Source organism: Pseudobacillus sp. 179-B 2D1 NHS (genome assembly GCF_045370945.1).
GTDB lineage: Bacteria > Bacillota > Bacilli > Bacillales > Domibacillaceae > Pseudobacillus.
In genome coordinates this window covers 1-23,909 of sequence record NZ_JBIQDP010000032.1, presented here as the reverse complement: position 1 = coordinate 23,909, position 23,909 = coordinate 1, and the positions used below count along the sequence as shown (strand labels likewise).

Sequence of the window (23,909 nt, the reverse complement as noted above, 5' to 3'; positions counted from 1 at the left end):
TCTTTAAGATTGAAAACATATGCCGTATTTATAAATGATTAAGGAATAGGCAAAATGTATCGTTTGTAAGTTGGAAGGAGAAATTTTTATGAAAAAGGTATCTAAATTTGTCATTACTAGCTTTCTAGGAGCCAGCCTTGCATTAATACCAATAACAGAAAATGTGATGAACGTTTTGGATAGTTCCCAAATTGCACAGGCTGCCACAACTCAAAAGAAATTTAAAGATGTATCAGACAATTCTTATGCTTTTGAAGCTATTAATGAATTAACTAAAAGAGATATCATTAGTGGTTATCATGATGGATCATTTAAGCCGGAAGGAACAGTTACCCGTGGACAATTTGCAGCATTCTTAGCTCGATCTTTAAACTTGCCTAATGCAGATAGCAAATTTAAAGATCTCCCGAAGTCTGCGGCATTATATAAAGATGTTAGCCGTGCTGCCAAAGTAGGGATCATCAAAGGAGACACTAAAGGATACGTGAAGGCTGCTGACAAAGTTTCTCGGGCGGATATTGCTGTTATGATTGATCGGGCAATGCAAGTAAAAGGGAAATACAACGAAACAACTGAACTAAGTTTTAAAGATAATGGCTCTATTCCGGCTTATGCAATGGAGTCAGTTAAAAAAATGACAAAGTATGGCATCATTCAAGGAAAAGGAAATAACACATTCGCACCAACTGAATATGCAGATAGAGCAGTTTCAGCCGTATTTGTACATCGTATGGTAAGTATTATGGAAGGCAAGATGGATACTCCTAATCCAGAAAAGCCTTCTACTGGCGACAAGCCTGATTATCATTCTTGGTCATACGAAAAGATGGTTCAAGAAATTGGGTTACATACATTGTTACTTCGTGATTGGGCGACTGGTGAAATAAAAGAATATAATGTCACAAAATATGTTTATGATATATATCAAGAGCAAACGCCAGACAAAACACAACCTCATCCAAGTGAAAGGCTGAAAACTAGACTTGAAGGTTTATCTTATAATGATTCAGCAATGTATCCGCAAGGTGAAATTATTGCTTACAATGGTAAGGCTCTGAAAGACAGTGCAATTTGGTCAGATGAAAGGGTTGCAGCATACCCAAGTAGACAACAAGTAGGTGAAGTCATGCCTACACACCCAAAACAAAACGGACAATTTTTAATTGATGTATATACTTTCAGACCTGATTTTGTCACTTTCAAGAAAGATAAACTGGAATTGGGGAATTTAGGTGAAACTCCGGTTCCTCATAATGACAATGATTACATTATGAATCTTAAAGGATTATTTGCTCAGGCATCAGGCGTCAAAGTAGTTAATGGTGGTGCAGAGATTTCTTACGGTCAGAATAAAATCACTCTCAAAAATGGCAGTAAGACAATGATTGTTAATGGAAAGCAAACTGAATTGACGGCTCCGGCAACGGTAAAAAATGGTCAATATTATGCTCCAGTGAGGGAAGTAGCGGCAGCATTAGGTTTATCAACTAGAAAAGTTGTGCAAGGGGTCGGTTACTATAAATATGATCGGGCGACTGACAAAATAAACTTCGGTTATAAACTAGAAATTGCAAACTTTGATCTCCCGTTGAAGGCAGGCGTTTGGAAGTGATGATTCAATGAAAAGAAAGATCCCTTTTCTTTTATTAATGATCGCTTTTCTCATAGTTCAACCGATCATAGGACAGGCAGCAATTGGGGTTGTTGAACCAAATATACCAAAAGGAAACTGGGTAAACCCTCAAAAATCCCATGTTTATGAAATAACAAATAGTAACGAAACAAGATTTATTTATACAGAAGATTGGGATGTTGAGGTCGATGGTGCAGTTAAAGGGAAAATGATGTTAATGCGCCCTAAATCCAATAACGCTCTAGGGCTAACCTTTGCTCATCAAAATACGCTAAGACAATGGGCTGAAGCTTTTAATGGAAACCCGGACTTTGTAGCAAGTCGTACACCTTCGGAAGTGCTTACGAATATACACTATCCCGGCTCATATAATCGGTTTTATTCAAGGAAAATTGCCGAAATGAGTGGAGCTAAAGTTCTTGGTATTGAAGGGACGGGGAAATACACAGAGTGGGGACATCAAATAGGTAAAGTATTGATAAAAACAACTCCGTGGCCGAAACCACAGATAACAGGTGCATCTACTGTACAAAAAGGACAATCAGCCACTTACACGATTTCAGGAGAAGAATTTAATCCTTATAGTGAGTCAATTTCATGGAAATTTCTACAAGGTTCAGCAATCACTGATAAGGGAGAAAAAGCCAGTGATACTTTCAATAAAACTGTAAAAGTCACTTTTGACAAATGTGGAGATAATGTATTAAAGCTTTATGCAAAGGATTCAGTCGAAAGGGAAAAATCAACTACAAAAACAGTAAAAGTTGAAGGGTGCGAAAATGATGGAGGAGGAAATACGCCAGTTGATCCCGATCCTAACAAGCCTGAGCCTGTCCCTAAACCGCCTGATACCGGTGAACAAGGCGGTGCTGGATCAGCTAAGGGAAAGGCTTTCTGGGAATTGAGAAGATCCAACACAAATGAAGAGAGCCAAGTGTATATTGAAAGCCGTTTTACTATTAATGGCGATCACTATGCCACTCGTAATGCTTCTCATTCTGTTCAATTTGCTGGACGCACAATTCAACAGGCAGGGGCTATCCAGTCAACAGCACCAGGACGATCCGTGAAAGGATCTAATCTAAATTATACTTTTCAATACGAATACACGAATTGGCCAATTGGATGGGAATGTAGTCAGTCCGGGGTTGATGAAGAGGGAAATTCAACTTGCCTGAGTTGGACGTTTAACAGTAATCCCGATTGGTCAAGAGCACAGACATTTCGTTTATCAGGATCAATACCAATTAATCACAAGCAAGGTGAAACTATAAAGGACAACTCTATAGAGGGCATACTAACTCAAAAATGGATCGTTGGTAAAGAAGACAACTGGAATCCAAATAAAAGTACGAAAGATTACTATGAGCAATGGAAAAAATCAAGTGATTCAAAGGTGAAATCCCAATATAATTTGAAAACACAAACTACATTGCCAATCACGCCCGGATCACTCATATATGATGTGGATCTGCCTTCAGGGGAACATTTAAAATCTGGATTTCAAACATTGAAGAAAGAAAAAAGCAACGGTTTCTTTTTTCCACAAGACATAGATGATAGTTTGAAAAATGATTATAAAAATCGAAGTAAGTATTCCTCATATACTTATGCTTTTCCTTTACAACAAAATGTATTGAAGGATAAAGGAACATCTGGAAACAAACGAATATTTGAGTATGGTTATGTTACTGATCTCTTTTTCATGAGTAAGTACACGGGATTTGCTGTAGGCACACCATATGCACAAAAAGTAAAACAAAACTTTGTGAATGGCACTCCTATCCCTTCTTATAATTCCTTGATGCAAGAGGGGAAACAGAAGTTAAGTGATTCGTTTGAATCATCAACAGGAGAAAAGTTTGTTGATGAAGTATTATACACGAAGTCAGCAAATGAAATGGAGCGTTTACAACGTTATGCAATTCCAGTAAGTCCTACTTCACCATTGAAACCGAAACAAAACTACAAAAATCATATCGTTCTCGAAAATATGGGATTAAGTGACTTGATCTTTGAATACGATCAATCATTTAAGTTTGAACATTATCTTTTTGGATCGGGTACTGATGAAGCTTGGATTATTGAACAGCCGGAATCGAGGATAAAGCTAGATCATCTAAAATCTGATGACATTCATACAATTGTAATCAAAGATAAAGATAAAAAACAAATGTACAACCTCAGTCATAATCGGCCAAAAGAAAAGTTACATAAGTTCCGAGTAACTGATCGAGATATTACTACAAAAATTGAGGCCATTGTTAGCGATCTGTAAAGTAAAAAGCAAGAGACTTATAATTTTGGTCTCTTGCTTTTTTGTGTTATGGAAACATTATTATTGTTTAACTATTATCAAGAAATCCCTATAAAACACAGACGTTTCCATAAAAAAATGTTATTCTGTTCTTTTAAAAACAGATAAAAGTATATTCTTGTTTCAAGAAAAAAGTTTACTTTAAGGGTGGGTGTGTCGTGTCTGAATTGAGAAGTTATTTTAAAGGTGCGTGGGTTTTTATTGTAACCCTAGTGGCTATCACAACGGTTTTTCTTTCGTTAATACTCTATTTATTTACGCAATATAAAAAAATTAGTTGGGATGAGGATGCTTATGCTGCTCTTTCTTTAATTGCTACATCATTAGCATCAATAGGGACTCTGATTCTACTATTCTTCACTCTTCTAACATTTATGGAAACTAGGAAGCAAAGAATAGCCCAAGAGGAACCGGCAATAACACTAAGGATGCATCCAGATTCCAAAACGTCAAACCTTCTTAATTTACACCTTAGAAACTCTGGAGGCAGTCCAGCTTATGATTTAACTGTAAAGTTCGATCCTGATTTACCTTATGGAGATAGCACATTGAATCAACTTCCAATGTTGAAAAGGATGCCTTTGCTTGATAAGGGAGAAGATGTATCTTTCCTTTATGACTCTGCTATAGAGTATTTTGCTACTAATAATCCTAGAAAATCAACTGCACATGTTACTTACTATACTTTGCCAAAGAACTCTCGATTTGCACGAAAAAAAACTAGAAGTTTTGAGGTTGATTTTGAAGAAAGAATGGGTCAAATGAACACGATTAAGAGGGACATGAATGATTTGGTAAAGGAAATCCAAGAACTAAAACATGCAATTTTTATTTCTAAAATTGAAAAACAAAAAAATGAAAGTAGTGCTACGAAAAATGATTGAAGCCATTTTTTCTAAAGGGAAAGAGCCTTTAATTTTAGAGGAATGTATGTTGTTTATAGGCTTGTCATGGTATGAGATTGGCAGAACTTATGTATTTGAAGAACATCAAACGCACAAAGTTGGAAAGTTTAAGAAACCGTGGCGCAATCGTCATATTGTTACCGAACATATGAATTATGGCTATTTTTCCTCTCTACCTCGTAGTGGTGTTTTCACTTATGAGTTATTGGAAAGTGAAAGTGAAAAGGCAGCTATAATTGGTTATTCAAAAGGGAAAAAATACTATGTATATGGTATCTCAACAGATAAGTATCGAGATAGATTTGATGGTAAGGGTTATTCTACTGTTATCAAGTTTAGATTTCTCGAATTAAAAGAAATCAGTAAATAATCTTTTTATAATCAAGAACAAATTCGGGACAATTACCGGACTATTTCGGGACAATATGAGAACTATTTAAGGACAAAAAGTCGAATTTTACATGGTATATTATTAGTATCAAAAGAAAAGGGCTTTCCATACAGGTTCGTGAAAAGCATTGAGAATAATATTAATTCAAAGAAGCTAATTGACTTTATGTCACCAATTAGCTTCTTTTTTTATGCTTTTCAGCGTTCTGAAGAATAGTGGAGAGCGCTTTTTTTATGACATTAAAGGGGTGAGAAAGCAGATGAACAACAAAAAAAAGGTTCTTGTAACTTCTTTAGTTCTTGTAAGTGTAGCTGCATTATTTGCGCTTGATCAAAAACGAAAAGCTGACGCTTGGTAGATCTCACGTTAAAACAAAACAACAGTGAAAGGAGGGAAAACAATGGGTGAACATAAAGGGGCTATTACAATAATCATTGCTGTTTTAGTTGTATTCGGTCTTTTTGTCGCTTTCTCAACAGATGTACTAGATCCACTTTTAGATAAGATCGGTGTTGCCTTTACTAAAATGGTGGATAATGTTTTCGCTGGTTCGGGAATGCCGAAGTAATCATGATACGATTACAAGTTGTTTTAATAATTGAATAAAGAAAGGAAGGGAAATCGTGCAAAACCAAGAGTTTTCACAAAGTCAAGAATCTTCACAATCAAGAGCGTCTAGTAATAGAAGACGCTCTAATTCTAAACCTGCCAAACCTTCTGGATTTACTGAATTTGAAGTTTTAGCAAAAGAAATTTTGTCTGGCCAAAATATTTCTTACTATGAATGGCTTCATAAAAAACATCAAGAGGTTGTGCTGAATTTTAATCTTTCTAATAAAGATGAAATTGCACAACTTGCAAAGGAGTGAATGAAATTTGGATAAACTTGTCTCTACTTTTACAGGCGTAGCCGCTGATGTTAAAACTGTAGCTCCGCCATTAGCCGGGTTAGTCCTTATCATTATTGGATTAATATACATGTTTGCAAAAGATCCTCAACGAAAAGAATCTTGTACAAGTTGGATGATCAATGTTGGGGTGGGTTTCGGACTGGTTTATTTAGGTGCTTCATTAGTCACTTGGCTTGGAACAAAAGTTGGTGCTGGCGGTGGATTTTAATAAATGAAATTGGGGTAATCAAGTTTAACTTATTAGTACTTGATTACCCTTTTTTATTTTTGCGGAAAGGAGAGTAAATAAAAATTTGCGAAATTTGTTCATACGATTTAGTGATGAGGGAGAATATTTACGTGAGATTGATGAGGATAGATTCTATTTTTTATGCGAGGCAGAAGAAATTGTACAAAGAATGAGAAAACGATTAAATCGTGAAAAACGAGTTATAGAACCTAAGTCTTTTGAATGTTGGATTGATGGTCAACAATTAGTAGTTACTCAGGTTTTTTTTCAAAACGAACAGTCTCTTGAAAATCAACTGAAAACGACTATTTTAAATTTTGAGGAATGGGAAGAAGAGATTCGACACAAGTATGCTAATAAATTGCGTGAGTATGCTGAATTAGAGAGACAACTATTTTTAAATAAAGAATTTCAATCATTTGCTGTACGAATTGATCAGACACTTGGAAGGGCTGATGTAAGTCCATTTCCCTTAGTATTAGATGTTCAACAATTAAAACAACTGTTTGATGAAGTATATGTGCATGTCACAACTGGATTTTTTTCAGAGCTAGAAGAAATTATAACTACGGTAAAAACAGCATTTCAAGCTACTGTTGAAGAAATGACAGCACATCAAGATTACCAAAATAATGATTTGAAAAAGGCTGCTTCTATTTGGTTTCAATCAGAAAATAATTTTCAACGGTTTGTTCAATATGCGACTGCTAGCTATCAATCTATTCCTAAAGCAAGGCTGGAAGCATTATATATACGGTTTTTACCTTACCAAAAACTAGAAAAGTACTTGTTTGATAAATATGTAGAGCTTAACGGATTTACAAAAGCTTATGAACTGCATGTTAAGCTGATTCATCAATTTTTAAGAAAGTATGATGAGATTTTGTTTAATGGTTTTGTTTTGAACACAGATGAAATTATTGAATCCCTCGTATTTAGTCCAGTAATATCCTCTTATTGGAAAAAGGTGCGTGATGTGGATGGAGAAGAACAGGAAAGTCATTTATCAAAACATTGAAGATGCTCTAATAGATTTGAATGCTAGTGATAAAGGCCGCTATTTTATGTGTACTTGTCCAGAGTGTGAAGAACGTGAAGCTTTCATTTATAAGAACAATTTAAACTTTATTCAGTGTAATCGGCAAAATGAATGTGGTGCTAGAATGATAATTCACTTTCAAGAAAAAGAAGAAACTTTATCTTCTCATCAGTTAACAAACGCTTATCCCACATTAACCAACAAACAAGCCCACAGCTTAGAAATGATTACTCGCTATTTAAAACATATGCAGTTCCAAGTAGAAAGTAAAAGTTTAGAAGGGGGATATAGAGGGCTTTCCCGAAAAACAACAGAACCTTTTTTAATAGATTTAAGTCATCCTTTACTAGTAAAAAAAATGTTTGAACATGGGAGAGAACTATTTCCAAAGAATTATCAAGAAAATGATTGGATGTGCAAAAGAAATCTAGTCTTTCCAATATACGGTGAAGAAGGCTCGGTAGATCGTATTTTGCTACGGTCAAGTATTGATCCCTCTCTTGAACCTAAAGAAATTCAATTAATTGTCAATCCCTCTAAAGAGACGAGGGATTTTTTTATTGATGTTTCGTCAGAAGCAGAATTAATTGTTATTGGAGAAAGTGTGTTAGATGCAGCCTCATTTAGAGAGATTGATCCGGCTATAGGATTATATGCTCTGACAGGTGCAGCTAAATCAAAAAGTTTAAGTGACTATCTTGTCAAAGAAGCAGAAATGATTAAAGAGAAAAAATTTGTGATTGCTCCAGATGATGACATAGCAGGGTGGAGAGCAGCAAGAGCACTTGTTAATTCATTAGAAGTGATAAGAGCTGATTATCAACTTTTTACTACTCCTTCTAACATAAATGATCCGAATCAATATTTAACACAAGACTATGAGGGATTTAGAGAAAGCTTTCAACAAGTCAAACGATCTTTCAGCCATGAAGATAGAAGTTTCATAGACATAAAAGAGAAATCAGATGTAATTGCTTTTTGTTCCTCTAGGTTAGATGCTATTTCATTTCGGTGTGTTGATTCAGAAATAGGAATTGTATCAGCAGGGAATGAAGAAATCCTGTTAAAAATGAAAGAACTACTCAATAACCCTTTAAAAGAAATAAATCAAAAGAAAATTCTGCTTGCTATGCCGAAAGATCCTAAAGGGATATATGCTACAAAACAACTAGAAGCTCTATTAAAAGATGAGCAAGTTCATTATCAAGTTTTTACTTATCCTTCGGGCATAAAAAACATTAGTGATTTTTTTAATCATAGTGAAAAGAAGTTTAAAGCAGCTTATCAACAAATGCAATTAACAAGTTCAGTCCATAAGCCAAGAGAAAGAGCATAACAAGGAAGGTGGCCAAGTATGTTTGATGTCGACTATTTTAGAAAAAATTTGAAGGAGAGAATTGAAAAAAGAAAAAAGACATTAAAACACTACGAACAGGCTTCCAATCCCCACAATGACAAAATGTGTGAGTTGTTAAAAGAGGGGATTAGCACACTAAATTGGACAATTAAAGAGACTCATAAGGAAAACTATTACAAGAACAAGAAAAAAGAGAGGAGGATAATTTAACATGGCGACACCATTAAAATGGTTGATTGCAGCTTTGCTTTTTATGGCTCTAGTGTTAGGAATCTCTTATGCCTCCTCTGTACAGAACATTACAGTAAGAACCACATCAGAAGCAGAAGTTTTAGCCGATACTGTAGCAGCAGGTGCAATCCGAAATGAGTTAAATGAAAACGGAAAGCTAGATCGTGCTACTGAATATGTCAATAAAGAGGAGTTAGTAGCAAATTTATCAGCGAATCTTACTGCTGTACAAAAAAATCATCCTTATGATATTAAACTAGATTATGTATTTGTGGATGGCAAAGGGAAAGTCACAGAAAGTGACCCGGAGATACGAGGAATTCAATTTCGTGTGCAGTTAGTTGATGACAAAGGAACAGTCAAAGGTACAGCAGAGAGGCATCTTTCATTACATCAACTAGAGTCGTAGGAAAGGAAGTGACATTATGGGTGAAATGAAAGCAGCTATTTTTTCAATGGCTCTATTCATTGGAGTACTATTCCCTGGGCTGCTCATGATAGGTATAGATAGTCTTCATAATCACGGTTTTATGAAAGTTACTACAGAAGTAGCTGAATTGGTTAAAGAGGAAGGCGGAGTAACATCTAACGTAAATCGTGTGGTTGATTCTTTAAAGGATAAGGGATATAAAATCACTTTTAAAGATTCAAACGGGAATATAGTATCTGGAAAACGAACGTTTGGAGATACCATTTATATCGTGTACAACTATACGTATCAAAGTGTTAAAAATAAGCGTGAGTTGAAATCACAAAATGTTGTCCATGTGATGAGAAGATAAATACATTTATAAATGAAAGACGTTAAAAAAAGAAAGGGGTGTGAAAGGGTTGAAAGACAGGTTGTTTTTAGAAAGAATAGCCAACACAAAGATATTAATTGTTATTGTGGCGGCTTTCTTATTTATCAGCTTTTTTCTAGCTAATTTTCTCCTAGCTTTCTTACAAGAGATATTACGGGTTTTAGAACAATTTGCTGAGAACCCTGAAAACGTCTACTTTTCTCTTACGGGGAAAAGTTTTTTTGTGTTTCAAGAAGCATATTTCCCTTTTTATATGGGATTTTACATTATTGCGTTAGTTGGAGTAGTGAAATTTGTTTATAACGTTCGCTTAAACTATCAATCTTTAAATGAGGGACAGCATGGAACGAGTGAGTTTGAAACAGTTAAAGAGTTAAAAAAGCAATACAAAATTATCCCTGCTTCTCAAAAAGAATATGAGGGAGAAGGTGGAGCAATTGTTGCTGGATTGCAGGAGAAGTATCGTCCTTATCGTTTATTGATTGATGAGGGGCCAGTTCACACAATGTTGATTGGTATTTCTCGGTCAGGAAAAGGAGAGACTTGGGTAGTTCCAATGATTGATGTATTGAGTCGTGCTAAAAATAAGCCGAGTCTTGTAATCAACGATCCAAAAGGAGAGCTGGCAGCAGCTAGTTATGAGACATTAACAAAAAGAGGATACGAGGTACATGTATTTAACCTAATTCAGCAACATATGTCTATGGGATTTGATCCACTAAAAATAGTTGTAGATGCGTGGAAGAAAGGGCAAACTAGCTTGGCTCAACAATATGCGAATAGTGTGGCTTTTAGTCTTTATAATGATCCAAACGCTAAAGATCCCTACTGGTCAAATTCAGCTAAATCATTAGTAACAGCAATTATATTGGCATTGACGGAAGATGCCGTTGCTACTGGGAAAGAAGAGAAAGTAAATATGTATTCAGTCGCCAACTTTCTTTCAACTCTTGGAAGTGACAATGATGATCAAGGAAACAATGCATTGGATCTATTCTTTAAGGCAAGGGATGAAAATAATCCAGCTCGAATGATGTATGCAACCAGTAACTTTGCGGCAGGGAATACAAGAGCAAGCATCTTCTCTACAGCAATGGATAAGCTACAAATTTTCACACTAGAACCAAATGCAAAGTTAACTAGCTATAACAGTGTACCACTAAGTGATGTTGGATTCGGTGACAAGCCGATTGCTATCTTCATGGCCACACCTGATTATGATGAGTCTAACCATGTGTTGGCAAGTATCTTTATTAGTCAACTTTATCGTGTCAATGCTGAAAAAGCTACCATGAGTCCAAATGGAAAGATGCAAAGACATGTGCATTTCATATTAGATGAATTCGGTAATATGCCGACAATTGATGGTATGGCTGGAATGGTGACAGTAGGAGCCGGACGAGGATTCCGATTCCACTTAATTGTTCAAGCATATTCGCAAGTGAAATCAATGTATGGAGAGGAAGCTGACACGATCATTGGTAACTGTTCAAACCAAATTTATATATTGACTAAGGATGAAAAAACAGCTGAACAATTTTCAGCGTTAATAGGAAAGAAGACAATTACGGATATTGGCCGAAGTGGAAAACTCTTATCTACAGATAAATCACATAGTGAATCTGTAAAAGAGCGTGCATTATTGATGCCGGATGAATTAATGCGTTTAAAAGAAGGAGAGTCTGTAGTTGTTCGAGCAAATAAACGACAGGATAATAAAAAACGAAAAATAGAGCCTAAGCCGATATTTAATCGGGGTGTTACAGCTCAAAAATTCAGATGGGAATATTTATCGGGTGACTTTGATACAAGTCGATCAATCATGGAGTTACCTATTATGTCCTCTACTTATCATGATATGGATTTGAAAGAAATGGTCTTTACTACAAAAACAGAAAACGATCAGTTTATATCAATGGGTAGCCTCATGGGAAGAGAATCCTTGTTAACACTTAGCAGGGACATCCGAAAATTATTGGCCATGTCAGGTGAGGAACTATCATCTGATATAAACTTTGAACAATGGTCGCCTTTACATTTGTTTAGTTATCTGACTTACCAAACAGATATTCAGCCGAGTATGTTTGCGAGAGTGATAGAAAAATGTTTAGCAACTTACATACCTGTATCTGTTTTAAATAGATGGATCAAGCAAATGAAGCAGGTTAGAGACAAACAAAGTCTAGAAAGAGTCAATGAACTTACTAGCCAAGAACTGTATAAAGAAAATTATGAGGAAGAACAAGTTGAAGATGAAGATGAACAAAGTGAGGTTGACATAAAAGAACAATTAAAAAATGAAATAAAAGGAATGGTGTAAATTGATCACAGAGCTGATAAAGGAAAACCATTTGAATATGTATTTGTCCTATTTCCGAATGGATAAAAAGAGATTTTCACGTGTTCGGTATGTGTATGGGGGAATTCTCTTTCTTATTTTCGCTTTGGGAATCTTACTTATCAAAGAGTACCTTTGGTTTATCACATTACCAGTTGCTTTTTATCTCGGTTATAAGATTCCTTTTTTAAATTTAATCTTTAGTAAAAGAAAAAATGATTTACTAAACTCTTATTTGTTTCCTCAATTTTTACAAAGCTTTCTAGCGTTGCTTTCGTCGTCTGGAAACGTGTACCAAACATTAGTGGAAACTATTAAATATACCAGCGATCCGCTTCAGACGGAGCTAAAGAGACTTGTAGAGAACATCGAACAAGGGAATCGTCGTGATGATTATTTAGCTTTTGCAAACTACATTGGAACAAGTGAAGCCTATATGATCATGGATATGATTTATCAATTTAGTGAGTATGGAGTAAAGAAAGAAGCCTTAAAAGAGTTAGAGAACTATATTTACATTTTACATGAAAATAAAACGGACGAATTAATTCAAAGAAAAATGATTGAAATGGACAAGTATAGTTACATGCCAATTTTTATTTCTCTAATTGTATCATTTGGTTTTGCTGCTGTTATTTTCTTTCATTACTTTAAAGACATCACGAATGCAATTAGTGGATTGTAATTTTATAAAGAAAGGGGGGAGTTGACTTGAATGAATTAAGAATGAGCTACACGATTCTAAAAGAAATTGCGGTATTGAATGTAGGTTCAAATGGTTGGACTAAAGAAGTGAACTTAATCAGTTGGAATGGTGCTGAAGCAAAGTACGATATAAGATGGTGGCCACCTAATAAAAAAGCAATCGGAAAAGGAATGACATTAACTCCTAAAGAGATGCATGAGCTAGGCAACGTTTTACACACATTACCACAAAACTTGCATGAAGAATATAGAAAGGAGAGTCTTTCACATGGAAGCTAAACAAATAGAGGAGAAGAGAATACAAGAAATTTTGGAAAATAGTTTTATTGGTGAATATATAAAGGATGAAGGTATTACGGATATTAAATTTAACGGTACATCTTTACGTCTACAACATAATGAAAAGGGACGATACCCTGCTCCAAAGCAACCTAGCTATGAGGAAGTAAAGCGTCTGATTAAACAGATTGCCGATATTCAAAAGGAAGAATTCACTAATGCCAAGCCAGAGTTAAATACGGAAATTGGTTTCCTAAGAGTGAATGCTGTTCATGAATGTATTAGTGAAGATGGGATGACTTTTGCTATCCGTGTCTCACGTCCAAGATTAGCGGTTTCTTCGATTTCCGATCTTACATCGGGTGTGCATACAGATGTTGAGAATTTACTAAAAGTATTAATGTTAGCAGAAAGTAATATTTTGATCAGTGGTAGAACAGGGACAGGTAAAACGGAATTACAAAAATTGCTTGTTAGCTTCATTGATGAAGACTCTAATATTATCCTGGTGGAAGATACAAGAGATAGTCACATTAAAACACTTTATCCTTTAAAAGATATTAGTAGCTGGAAAACGATCTCTGATAAATTTACAATGGCCGATTCTGTGCGAGCCGCATTACGAAATAACCCAGACTGGATCATTATTGCAGAAACTAGGGGTGCTGTATCTGCTGATGTTTTAGACAGCGCAAAGACAGATCACGCAATCATTACGACCATTCATGCAAAAGGTGCGATGAACATTCCTTCTCGATTAATCCCTATGATACGTCAATCTCCTGCGTATGCTATCATAGATGATCAATTAATTGGAAATGAAATCATCGAGTTTTTACGTTTCGGGATTCACTTACAATCAAAAGTAATAAATGGGAAAACAGTTAGACGTATTAAAGAGATTGTAGAATACACTGATTTTACTGAGAAAGGGGCTGTTGGAACTTACTTGTATCGGGAACTAATTAAGTATGATCCGAGTTTAAAAGAATACCGATTTGAACAAGAGTTTAATCCTTTGTCACAAAAAGTATTAGATAGTATAGAGGACAAAGAGTTATATCATCTGTTGCCAGATGTGTTCAAACAAGAAAGGAATGAAATACATGCCATTTAAACAAATATGGAAAGAGATAAGAGTTCTGTTCAGTGGATGGGAACTCTTATTTCATTTGATTTTCTTATTTCTTTTAAACTATGCGTTCTTTTATTTTATCTCAGAGTCCTACATAGTGAGTCTTTGTGTAGGGGGGATAGGATCATTATTTTTCTTTTTTAACTTTACTTATCGACATAGGAAACTGGATAAGCATCAACTTCATCTTAAAGAGCTATTAAAGTATGTTACGAATATGATCTTTTTTATGCAGGCAGGGGAAAATGTTTTGCATTCTTTAAAAGCAACAAGAGAAACCGTTACTGCGGATATTCAGAGGGACATTGACAAAACTATTGAGGACATTGAAAACAATGCAGCATTAAATACAACACACTTCGAGAAATATGAGTTTCCTTCGTTGGATCAATTTCACCAAAATTTAAAAATTAAATATGATCGAGGAGGAGAGGCTAACGACCTATTCAAACAGGTACAGCATAATATGATGTTTGAATTAACTAAACGGGATGAACTCTATAAAAAGAAAAAAATATTTTCTTTTAATGTTTATATTCTTTTAGGAATGGTTGCCTTTATTGCTGTTATGTTACGCACAGTTGTTTCTGAGTTATGGGAAATATTTCTCTCCGTTTCAATTGCAGGAGTAGTTGTGCTGCTATTGATGTACGGTGCGATACTATTAAACCTTTATCTTTTGCAAAAGAAAAAGGTAGATATATCGGTTCGTTTATAACTTGTGTAAAAGAGTGAAAGTGTAAAAGTATACAAGTGTAAAAGTGAAAGGAAAAGATGATATGAACAGCAGAATAAAGTTTCTTAAATGCCTCTTCAAGAATGGTTTGTCTTCTCTATTAGCTGTCTTTTTACTACTAGGAGTGTTGTCCGGGTGTGAGAGTTCATCACAAAAAGGAATGAATGAACTGACTATTTCTCAACTAAAAAAAAAGTTTGAGAATCATGAAACATTTATTTTGTTTTCTTTCACTGCTAATAATAATGACATAGAAAAAACAAAACTAATTGATGCATTTCATGACTCTTTTCGTCGGGCTGGCTTAACTGCTTATTACATTAATGTCGGAGAGATGGGTAATAAAGAAGCACAAAAATTATCTCAAACATATATTCATCCAAAATCAGAGAATATGTGGAACCCTTTCTTTAGTTTATCCCTTGTAGAAAACGGTGGAGTTAACACATTAATGACTAAAGAAATGACCTCTAAAGAGGCAAAGGATTTATTCAAGAAAGAAGCAAAAGACAATGTAAATCATTTAGAGGAAATTTCGAGTATAGATCGGGACGTTAAAAAGATACTGGAATATATACAAGTTTCTCAAATAAGTTTGACTGACCAAAAAGGATCTACCAATTAGGTAGACCCTTTTTGGTTAGGTGAAAGGAGTGATCATGTGAGCGATGATCAATTGATTGATTTATATAAAAAGTTAGATCATATCTTGCATATTAGTGACGGATGGTTGTGGCAAGACGCTCTTCGGAATGTCGGTGGAGGTCTTGTATTTTTATTATCATGGTTAAATACATTTATTGAGAATATTGTAGATAAAGTCATTACATTAAATAACTTCTATGCATCAGAGCCGGTTCAAAACTTTATGAACACTGCTCGCCCTATTATATGGGGGTTGTTTTTGCTTGCCCTTATTGTATTAGGGTTTCAATTTATGTTAAATAAGATCGACAAGCGCAATGAAATATTCTTAAATGTTATTTTGGCTGCTTCGATGGTTGTGTTGATACCTGATTTAATGACTAATATGGGGAAGTTAACCAATGCAAGCATTAATCAAATAAATCCAAAGGAAGAAAGCCTTTCAGCAGGAATAGTTAAAAGCAATGTAGCAGATGTACTTTATTATGCTCAAAATGACTTTAGGTTTTCCAAAAGTAATTCAGGTGAAGGAGGATTGCCGCCTCGTCCTGCTGACAGAAGCAATCCTGAAGTTGGAACAACAGATTTCACTTATGCGAATCGTTTATCTGAGAAGTCTTTACCTTATATCTCGTTTAGTGAGAAATTGGACTTAAAAGAGGATGACGGTTGGATTAACAAGGAAGATTGGGTAAAAGATCTGGATGATGATACTAAGAAAGTTCTACAGAAGAAGCTTGCAGCTACAGGGAATGGAGATCAATTTGTTGTAAGAGATCTGCGTGACAATCAAGTAATAGGAACTAATTTAGGTCAGGAAAGTTATTATCGCTATCATGTGAACTGGGGCGTATTAACCTTTTCATTGGCTGTAACAGCTTTTGCCATGCTAATCACTGTGGTTAAAATAGGAAGATCTATTTTTGATCTTGCCTTTCATCAAATTTATGGAATGTTCGTAGCTGTGACCGATTTAACAGGAGGACAGCGAACCAAAAAAGTCTTGGTTGAAATTATGAACACGTTCGCAATTATTTTTATTATGATGATGCTCTTAAAAATCTTCATAATGTTTGCAACGTGGTCAAATGGTTTGAAAGCTGACATTGGAGGAATCGGGGTATTATTGCTACTTATTGCTGGTACGTGGGCTTTAATTGATGCACCTGATATTGTACAACGGATGCTAGGAATTGATGCAGGACTACGCAACGGCTCACAGGCTTTGATGGGAGCTTATGCAGGGGCTAAAACAGCAAGTGCAGGAATTGATGCAGCGAAAAAAGGAATCAATGGACTTGGTAAGGCAGGAGTGGGTCTAGCTAGTGCGGCAAACTTTGCAAGAAGGTCTGTTTCAGGAATGATGAGTAAAACGCCACAAGAACAAGCAAAGAGTGGCATACCCAAAATGCCAATTAAACAGATTCCTAATAATGCGGAAGGAAATGAGGATAATAAAGATTTGTTATCTAATAACTATGACAACCAAAATGTAAAGGGAGCAGTTGGAGAAATGGATAAAGAGAAAGATAACGATATGCCTATTCCTCAGTCTAATGAGAATGATAATGGTAGAGATGGTGTAGTTCCGTTAGGAAGAGAACTATCAGCAGCTAGTTCAATTCCTGACTCTGATCAAAGCAAAAATCTCAGCACAAATAATTTATCAGAAGGAAATAGTTTGTCAGAAGGAAATGAAAAACCTGGTATATCGACGATACCAACTGAAAAAAGCTCTTCATTGGAATCTAAGAAAGAATCCAAGTCAATTCCTTCAGGGCAAGAATCTAAACCAATTCCTTCAGAAAGTTCAGAAACAAAGCCGGGTTCGGCTGTGCCTAAACCTGCGGCTGTCTCACCAACTAATTCAAGTGAATCAAGTAAAGTTCCTAGCCAAGTGAGAGAAACAGGTACTTCGCCAATGCCAAATACAACGAGTCAACCAAGCTCAAAAATAAATTCAAATGTTCAACCAATTAATCATAATGGAAATAGTAGAGAATCAGCATTAGCAGTTAAAAATGATAATCCTGCTGCGCCAATGCCGGATACAAACCATGCTACAGGCGAGTCTACTTCTTCGGTATCGAGTGTTCCGTCTGGAAGAATGGATAAAGCCGTAAACGATGCTACTATTCCTGCAAGTGGTCAATATACAAGTAGTCAACCTGCAAATGGACAAGGACAGGTTAGCAATTATGGACACAAGCAAGCGTCACACTCTAATACACTTATCGGAGGAAATCGAGCTGTTCAACAAGCCAAAGAAACAATTGTAAGAGCAGGAAATAGTGGGTTTTCTTTAGGGCAGAATATTAGAAAAGCAACTACAAGTTTAGGGCAGATCTCGAATATTAAAAATCAAGTCTCAGCAAAAAACCGCTCTTCAGAAATAAGGCCAGCCAAGCAAAGAAATGAGAGAAAGGGGATTAACGAATGAAATATAACATTCCAAAGGAAATACGATCTAAGCCTAAACTTTTTGGCTTAGAAATGAAGGAGCTATTCATTTTCGTGATTAGCTCTCTTTTTATTTTTACCGTATTAAAGGATCTTGTTCACAGCGTCTTTACAATTCCATATTTTCTTGTGACAGGCTTGTTGCTATTTTGGGCATTTATGCCGTCAAGCAATAATCCGGGAGTGAAAAACTATATGTCTGTTTACTTGTTTTTTAAACACAATCGCCATTTTTACTATTCTATTGATACTAACAAAATTCTAAATGAGATGTTATACGGAGACAAAGCTAAGGAAGGAGGAGAGAGTCAGAATGGCCAAGCAAGAAATTAATACATTGAAACCAATTGTTGTTCCGACATATTCAGAGACGAATAAAAGAAAAGAAAATGCTTTTTTGGAGAAATTCAGAAAAAAGAGATTGAAAAGTAAAGGGAATGCAAAAACAAAAGTCGCCAAAAAGAAAGTGGATAAGGTACTAAGGCAAACACCAGCTATTTTGCCGTTTATTAAAGGAAATGAAGATTATCTTACTTTGAAAAATGGGGTAATGGATATTTTTCAAGTTAACACAAAAGACTTGTATTCTATGAGTGATGAAGATTTGCAATATATGCTATTATCTCAAACTCGGTTTATGCGTAGTTATTCTTATGATTACAAAGAAGTGGTGTTAAACTTTCCTGCAAACACTCAAAAACAAAAATTGTATTGGATGAAAAAAAAGGAGAAGACAAGCGATCCACTTCGTTTAAAATTTATTGACCGTAAACTGTTTGAACTAGATTACTTAGAAAGAGAGCGTACTAATCGGGAATTTTTCCTTTTTATTTATGCTGATACTCCTGAACAGTTAGAGGAAAGAAAAAAACAAGTTATTCGTAGTATGCAGCACTCGTTTCCTTTAGAGAAATTAACTTTAGATAAAAAAATTGATGTTTTATTTCTGTTAAATAATCAAAACTCGAAAATTTGAGGTGAATTGCATGAAGACGTTGCTTAATAAATTTACACATAAAGCAAAGCCAAAAAGTAATGAACAAGTTGAAAATAAAAAGAAAAATGAAAAATATGATCCCTCCTTTCTAGCTGCTATTCAGCCAGTAGGAGGTGTTTCATTTAAGGATAAGTACATACAGAAAGGTGATGGATATGAAGCATGTATTCATATTTGGGACTATCCTTCGGCTGTCGATGAATTATGGTTAGAAAAGTTATCATCCATGCGTGATGTAATTCTTGTTAAAGATGTATCAACTATGCAAAAGGATCAAACAATCTCTTCTATTAATAAAAGTATGTTGGAGCAAAATACACGTTATATGAGTTCTAAACATCAATCTGAACGAATGGATGCCTCTCATAGTTATAGTGAGTTAGAAGAGTTATATAAAAGTATTAGCCAAATGGGAGAGGTAGTTAAGCTCATGCACATTCGTTTATTTGTGCATGAAAAAACGATCATGCAGCTAGAGCAAAAGATTCAAAGTATTATTACGGATTTAACCTCTTATGGATTTAAGGGACAGATCTTTTTAAATGAATCTCGATGGGAATGGCAATCGTTATTTCTTCCATATAAAGAACAACAAAATTTGCCTAACAGCCGAGAAGGAAAAGGGCTGCCAGCTCTTTCTTTAGCTGCTGGATTGCCGTTCCATTTTGCAGAGTTAAACGATGAAAAAGGTAGCTATGTAGGTCTATCGTTTACAGGCGGGAATGTTATCTTTGACATGTTTCACAAGGATAAGAAAAGAAGATTCTATAATGGTGTAGTCGTAGGTACAATGGGTGCTGGAAAATCGACTCTATTGAAAAAATTAACAACAGACAACACTTGTCGTGGCAATTTTATCAGAGGTTTTGATGTTACAGGAGAATTTAGTACACTTGTGGATGCATTACAAGGAAAAAGCATTAGTTTAGACGGAACTCAGGGAATTATCAACCCATTACAAATTTATAAAGTAGAAGATGGAGGAGATACGGCTAAAAATGAAGAGCTGAGTTTTATGCAGCATCTTTCTAAAGTAGCTACATTTTATGAATTTATTGCTAACGATCCCTCTGCGGAAGAGCTAGAAGAATTCAAGAAGCTCTTGCGCAATTTTTATGATTCTCTTGGGTTTTCAGAAAAAATTGGTACAACAGGTGTAACAAATTTGCCAAATGAGGAGTATCCGATACTTAGTGATTTACTGAAGTTTAATCGTGAAGAATTGTATGAAAATCCCGATCAACGGATTATTCGACCTGAACTTTCAACTGCACGCGCCAATCGTTTAGAAAAGATTGAATTGGTTCTTGATAATTTGGTTCATAGTTATGCCTATCTGTTTAATGGTCACACTACTTTGCCTGAATTTACAAACGAGCAAGTTATCTTTTTTTCTATAAGAAATTTGACTCGCTTAGAGAAACACATTTTTAATGCTCAGATGTATAATGCTTTAACATTGATTTGGGATAATCTAATTCAAATTGGTGCTCCTCAAATGAAAGCAATGTATCAAGAAGGATTTGATATAGATGATGCGGCACGCTTCTTAGTTATCATTGATGAAGCTCATCGTATGGTTAATTCTGAAAATATGTTAGCTGTTAACTTCCTTACAGGCTTTGCTAGGGAAGCACGTAAATACTTTGGTGGTTTACTGTTAGCTAGTCAATCAATACGAGATTTTGTACCTGATCATTCTGATTCAGAAGTAGTTACTAAAATTAGAACATTGTTTGAATTGACTCAATACAAATTTATTATGCAACAAGATTCAAATACTTTTGATGCATTAAGGACTATCTTTGAAGGGCAAATGAGTGAGAGTGAGTTAACACAAATTCCTCAATTCCAACAAGGAGATTGTTTATTATCAATTAATGGTGTCGGAAACTTGATGTTTAGTGTAGAGGCATCATCCGAAGAATTAGCCTTGTTTACAGGGGGAATGTAACATGGATAAAGCGACAAAGACAAAGTTTTTTATGCTTGTGGCCATTGGTTTAGTCATTGTTAGTGTCGCCGCATTTAACATATTTAATAAGGAAGAAGGTAAAGAAGACTCTGATTTTGAAGATGGTTTTGGCCAAGTAAATTATGAAGAAGAAACCAATAAGAATGAGCTTGATGTTTCTGATCCGATTAAAACAGAAACGGATTTTTCACAGGATGATCAGAACTATGACAAAGAATATACAGATCAATTTGGAGCTGATTCGTTGAAGTTAGCAAAAGAAACAGCCCGTAAGGCAACTACTATGTGGTTGCAAGATGAAGATGATCTGTCTGCATGGGAAGGAATTTCAGATCCTTCTTTTTTTATGTCTATTAAAGAAGAATTAGCAACTGGATCAGATGGAATTACACGAAACATTAAAGAATTAGAGTTATTTTCTGTTGCTTCTGATGAAAGTGATGAAGTGAAAATTGAAGTAATTGCTACATGGGATATAATGAACGGTCAGACAGTTGTCAAAGAACAAACACAAGCCATTTATGTCACACTCATTCAATCTCCAGAAGAGAATAAGTGGATTGTGAAAGGTATTGTTTAACCATGAAGAAATTGCAACAAGCAGTTATAAAAGCACTTCAAAAGAAATTAGTTTTATGGATCATTGGATTATTTGGAACATCGGGAATTGCAATTACTGTAGTGTTTGCCATACTTGTACTAGCCATTCTAGGGGCTGTTGTAGGATCATCCAATAACAGCAGTTCTCCAGATGGCTTCTCGTCTTCTTGCTCTATAACAGGAGAGATTGATTTGGCTAAATTTCAAAGCACTCTTGCAGGTGCAGGAAAACTAAAAGGTACAGAAAACACCATTATTAAAATAGCAAAAGAACAAGGGATTGATCCAGTACTTTTTGCTGCCATTGCTCTTCATGAAACAGGATTTGGAACGTCGAATGCAATAAAAAACAAAAATAATCCCGGGGGCTTAATGGACCCCAAGACAGGGAGTAAACGCTTATATGTATTCGCAACATTAGAAGAGGGATTAGCAGCTATGGGAAGAACTTTGCATAACCGTATTATCAAAGATGGATTGAATACGATTGAAAAGCTCGGATCAGTCTATGCTCCACTCGGTGCAGCTAATGATCCGAATAATTTAAACAGTCATTGGGTTCCACGTGTTACTGAATATGCTGCGCAACTTGGCGGCTTGACAATGAATTGTGAGGTAACAGAAGGACTAGAGGGATTGCCGCTTGATCCTAATGTTGGTGGTGCAACTTTTAAAGCAATGAAAGCAGAATTTGAAAAATATAATGGATGGAAGTATACATGGGGCGGTGCAAGTCCGAAAACTTCTTTTGATTGTAGTGGACTAACTCAATACATTTATAAAGCTATCTTAGGTGTTAATATCCCTCGAACGGCAGCAGCGCAATACTCAGCAGCAAAAAAAATTCCTGCTTCTGAAGCGAAACCAGGCGACTTAGTTTTTTATAAAAATACGTACAAGCAAGGAATATCTCATGTCGGAATTTATGTAGGTAATGGGATGATGTTTAACGCTCAATCAAAGAAAAAAGGAATCCGTTATAACCCGGTTAAAGATAATTATTTTAATGACTCTCGATTTGCCGGTTTTGGTCGTTTTGCAAGTATTGACTAGGTGGTGTGTTAATCCACCTAGTTTTTTTGTTGAGAAAGGAGTGTAGAAGAATGAAATTAAAATTAAATCGAAAGATTGAAAACAAGTTTTATATTGGTTTATTTATTGTATCTGGCTTATTACTTATCACTTTCTTTTCGTCAAAAGTGTGGATGTATGATGATAGCCCTATCATGCAAACCCCTTTTTATACGGAGATTAATGGACTAGATCAAACAAATTTGGTTTTGCAAAAGTGGGAGTATAATCCGAAACAACATCTGATGGAAGTGGTATTAAAAACGAAACATGTAGGCACAGATCATATTAAACCAACGTTCTCTTTTGCAGCTAAAGAGAGAGATAGTAAATTAAAAATCCCTGTTAAAGTGATGTATCAGGATGATGAAAATGTTGTGTTGCAAATAAGAAAAGTGCCTGAAGAGTTTCGCTATATTGGATTGTTCGTGCGTGAAACTAGAGATCCAAAAATTATAGAGAATGAAATGAAAAAGGATTTGGCGACAGATACGGGTACAGTTAATCCAGAGGAAGAGACAAGAAAATTTGTTCAGCCGAAACCAACGGAAACAGTGGTTGTTGGTGATTATCGGAAAATTAAATTGAATAAGCATCTGAAAACTAACTCTAATCTTGCCTATCAAAAAGAACAAATAATGTTGGAAATTAAACAAGTGAAGAAAGAAATTTTAGCTTTACAAAATGACAATATCCCTCTTCAAGATCAGCTGATTTCGTCCATTCAAGGTGAAATTAAAACAATAAATAATGAAATAAAATACAAAACAGAAGAGGAAAAACAAGATGCATATGCTCAAATTGTATCCCTGCAAGAAGCGATTAAAGAAGCAGAAAAAAGTAAAAGTGAATATGAAAATCAAGTGCAACGATTGAAAGAAAAGCAAGTAAAGTTGTATGAAAAATTAAAAGATGTTGAGTTGAAGACGGTTAAAAAAAGTGTTGAAGATAAAACAAAAGGTACAATGAAAACAGCATTCAATAAAACCGAAGAATGAGTTTTTAAAGGGAGATATGAGATGAAATAGGTCATGTTTTTTTTGGATTTTTGTATGGCTTTTGTATGGCTTTCCTGTTTTTTGTGACCCCATTGAAAAGTTAGGCTCTGCCTAACCCCACACGTTAAGTGGGGGCATTTTTCCCTTATGCTCT

24 protein-coding genes are annotated in these 23,909 nt (G+C 35.3%); all 24 read left to right on the top strand.

Features of this window, described 5'->3' with window-relative positions:
* Positions 1–88: 88 nt before the first annotated feature.
* The 24 genes from ACH0BF_RS22210 (at position 89) to ACH0BF_RS22095 (ending at position 23,755) form a co-directional block, all read left to right on the top strand.
* Positions 89–1,612 carry an S-layer homology domain-containing protein gene (locus ACH0BF_RS22210; protein ID WP_406910312.1) on the top strand — a complete coding sequence of 508 codons (1,524 nt, stop codon included), beginning with the start codon at positions 89–91 and terminating at the stop codon, positions 1,610–1,612.
* 7 nt (positions 1,613–1,619) lie between these two features.
* Positions 1,620–3,911, top strand: coding sequence for a hypothetical protein (locus ACH0BF_RS22205; protein ID WP_406910311.1), 2,292 nt, complete (start codon positions 1,620–1,622; stop codon positions 3,909–3,911).
* 197 nt (positions 3,912–4,108) lie between these two features.
* Positions 4,109–4,834 (top strand): hypothetical protein, encoded by a 726-nt coding sequence (locus ACH0BF_RS22200; RefSeq protein ID WP_406910310.1) that lies wholly within the window; start codon positions 4,109–4,111, stop codon positions 4,832–4,834.
* Positions 4,827–5,225, top strand: a complete 399-nt coding sequence (locus ACH0BF_RS22195; protein ID WP_406910309.1) for a hypothetical protein — start codon at positions 4,827–4,829, stop codon at positions 5,223–5,225. Before ACH0BF_RS22200 ends, ACH0BF_RS22195 begins: the two co-directional genes overlap by 8 nt.
* Before the next feature lie 421 nt (positions 5,226–5,646).
* On the top strand, positions 5,647–5,814 hold the full coding sequence (locus tag ACH0BF_RS22190) for a hypothetical protein (protein ID WP_406910308.1): 168 nt from the start codon (positions 5,647–5,649) through the stop codon (positions 5,812–5,814).
* 55 nt (positions 5,815–5,869) lie between these two features.
* Complete coding sequence (locus ACH0BF_RS22185) at positions 5,870–6,115, top strand: hypothetical protein (RefSeq protein WP_340856716.1); 246 nt, start codon at positions 5,870–5,872, stop codon at positions 6,113–6,115.
* 7 nt (positions 6,116–6,122) lie between these two features.
* Positions 6,123–6,365, top strand: coding sequence for a pilin (locus ACH0BF_RS22180; RefSeq protein ID WP_406910307.1), 243 nt, complete (start codon positions 6,123–6,125; stop codon positions 6,363–6,365).
* Between the two features lie 85 nt (positions 6,366–6,450).
* Positions 6,451–7,404, top strand: coding sequence for a hypothetical protein (locus tag ACH0BF_RS22175; RefSeq protein WP_406910306.1), 954 nt, complete (start codon positions 6,451–6,453; stop codon positions 7,402–7,404).
* Positions 7,367–8,761: a toprim domain-containing protein gene (locus ACH0BF_RS22170; protein WP_406910305.1), complete on the top strand. Its 1,395-nt coding sequence runs from the start codon at positions 7,367–7,369 to the stop codon at positions 8,759–8,761. The genes ACH0BF_RS22175 and ACH0BF_RS22170 overlap by 38 nt, the downstream gene beginning before the upstream one ends.
* Before the next feature lie 232 nt (positions 8,762–8,993).
* Positions 8,994–9,422, top strand: a complete 429-nt coding sequence (locus ACH0BF_RS22165; RefSeq protein WP_340856705.1) for a hypothetical protein — start codon at positions 8,994–8,996, stop codon at positions 9,420–9,422.
* Positions 9,423–9,438: 16 nt separating this feature from the next.
* Positions 9,439–9,795 (top strand): hypothetical protein, encoded by a 357-nt coding sequence (locus ACH0BF_RS22160; RefSeq protein ID WP_340856703.1) that lies wholly within the window; start codon positions 9,439–9,441, stop codon positions 9,793–9,795.
* Positions 9,796–9,844: 49 nt separating this feature from the next.
* Positions 9,845–12,136 (top strand): VirD4-like conjugal transfer protein, CD1115 family, encoded by a 2,292-nt coding sequence (locus tag ACH0BF_RS22155; RefSeq protein ID WP_406910304.1) that lies wholly within the window; start codon positions 9,845–9,847, stop codon positions 12,134–12,136.
* Position 12,137: 1 nt separating this feature from the next.
* Positions 12,138–12,839, top strand: coding sequence for a flagellar assembly protein FlaJ (locus ACH0BF_RS22150; RefSeq protein ID WP_340856699.1), 702 nt, complete (start codon positions 12,138–12,140; stop codon positions 12,837–12,839).
* A 26-nt stretch (positions 12,840–12,865) separates the two neighbouring features.
* Positions 12,866–13,138: a YdbC family protein gene (locus tag ACH0BF_RS22145; RefSeq protein ID WP_340856698.1), complete on the top strand. Its 273-nt coding sequence runs from the start codon at positions 12,866–12,868 to the stop codon at positions 13,136–13,138.
* Positions 13,128–14,255, top strand: a complete 1,128-nt coding sequence (locus tag ACH0BF_RS22140; RefSeq protein ID WP_340856696.1) for an ATPase, T2SS/T4P/T4SS family — start codon at positions 13,128–13,130, stop codon at positions 14,253–14,255. Before ACH0BF_RS22145 ends, ACH0BF_RS22140 begins: the two co-directional genes overlap by 11 nt.
* Positions 14,256–14,523: 268 nt before the next feature.
* Positions 14,524–14,991: a hypothetical protein gene (locus tag ACH0BF_RS22135; protein ID WP_340856695.1), complete on the top strand. Its 468-nt coding sequence runs from the start codon at positions 14,524–14,526 to the stop codon at positions 14,989–14,991.
* Between the two features lie 43 nt (positions 14,992–15,034).
* Positions 15,035–15,634 (top strand): hypothetical protein, encoded by a 600-nt coding sequence (locus tag ACH0BF_RS22130; protein ID WP_406910303.1) that lies wholly within the window; start codon positions 15,035–15,037, stop codon positions 15,632–15,634.
* A gap of 36 nt (positions 15,635–15,670) precedes the next feature.
* Positions 15,671–18,094, top strand: coding sequence for a pLS20_p028 family conjugation system transmembrane protein (locus ACH0BF_RS22125; RefSeq protein WP_406910302.1), 2,424 nt, complete (start codon positions 15,671–15,673; stop codon positions 18,092–18,094).
* Complete coding sequence (locus tag ACH0BF_RS22120; protein ID WP_340856689.1) at positions 18,091–18,447, top strand: DUF5592 family protein; 357 nt, start codon at positions 18,091–18,093, stop codon at positions 18,445–18,447. The genes ACH0BF_RS22125 and ACH0BF_RS22120 overlap by 4 nt, the downstream gene beginning before the upstream one ends.
* The gene (locus ACH0BF_RS22115; protein ID WP_340856688.1) at positions 18,428–19,090 is read left to right on the top strand and encodes a hypothetical protein; all 663 of its coding nucleotides are present in this window, start codon (positions 18,428–18,430) and stop codon (positions 19,088–19,090) included. The genes ACH0BF_RS22120 and ACH0BF_RS22115 overlap by 20 nt, the downstream gene beginning before the upstream one ends.
* A 10-nt stretch (positions 19,091–19,100) precedes the next feature.
* Positions 19,101–21,065, top strand: a complete 1,965-nt coding sequence (locus ACH0BF_RS22110; protein WP_406910301.1) for a VirB4 family type IV secretion system protein — start codon at positions 19,101–19,103, stop codon at positions 21,063–21,065.
* Between the two features lies 1 nt (position 21,066).
* Positions 21,067–21,666 (top strand): hypothetical protein, encoded by a 600-nt coding sequence (locus ACH0BF_RS22105; RefSeq protein ID WP_340856685.1) that lies wholly within the window; start codon positions 21,067–21,069, stop codon positions 21,664–21,666.
* Positions 21,667–21,668: 2 nt separating this feature from the next.
* Positions 21,669–22,739, top strand: a complete 1,071-nt coding sequence (locus ACH0BF_RS22100) for a C40 family peptidase (protein WP_340856684.1) — start codon at positions 21,669–21,671, stop codon at positions 22,737–22,739.
* Between the two features lie 50 nt (positions 22,740–22,789).
* A complete protein-coding gene (locus ACH0BF_RS22095) occupies positions 22,790–23,755 on the top strand; it encodes a coiled-coil domain-containing protein (RefSeq protein ID WP_340856682.1) in 966 nt (321 codons plus the stop codon).
* The last annotated feature ends 154 nt before the right edge of the window (positions 23,756–23,909 follow it).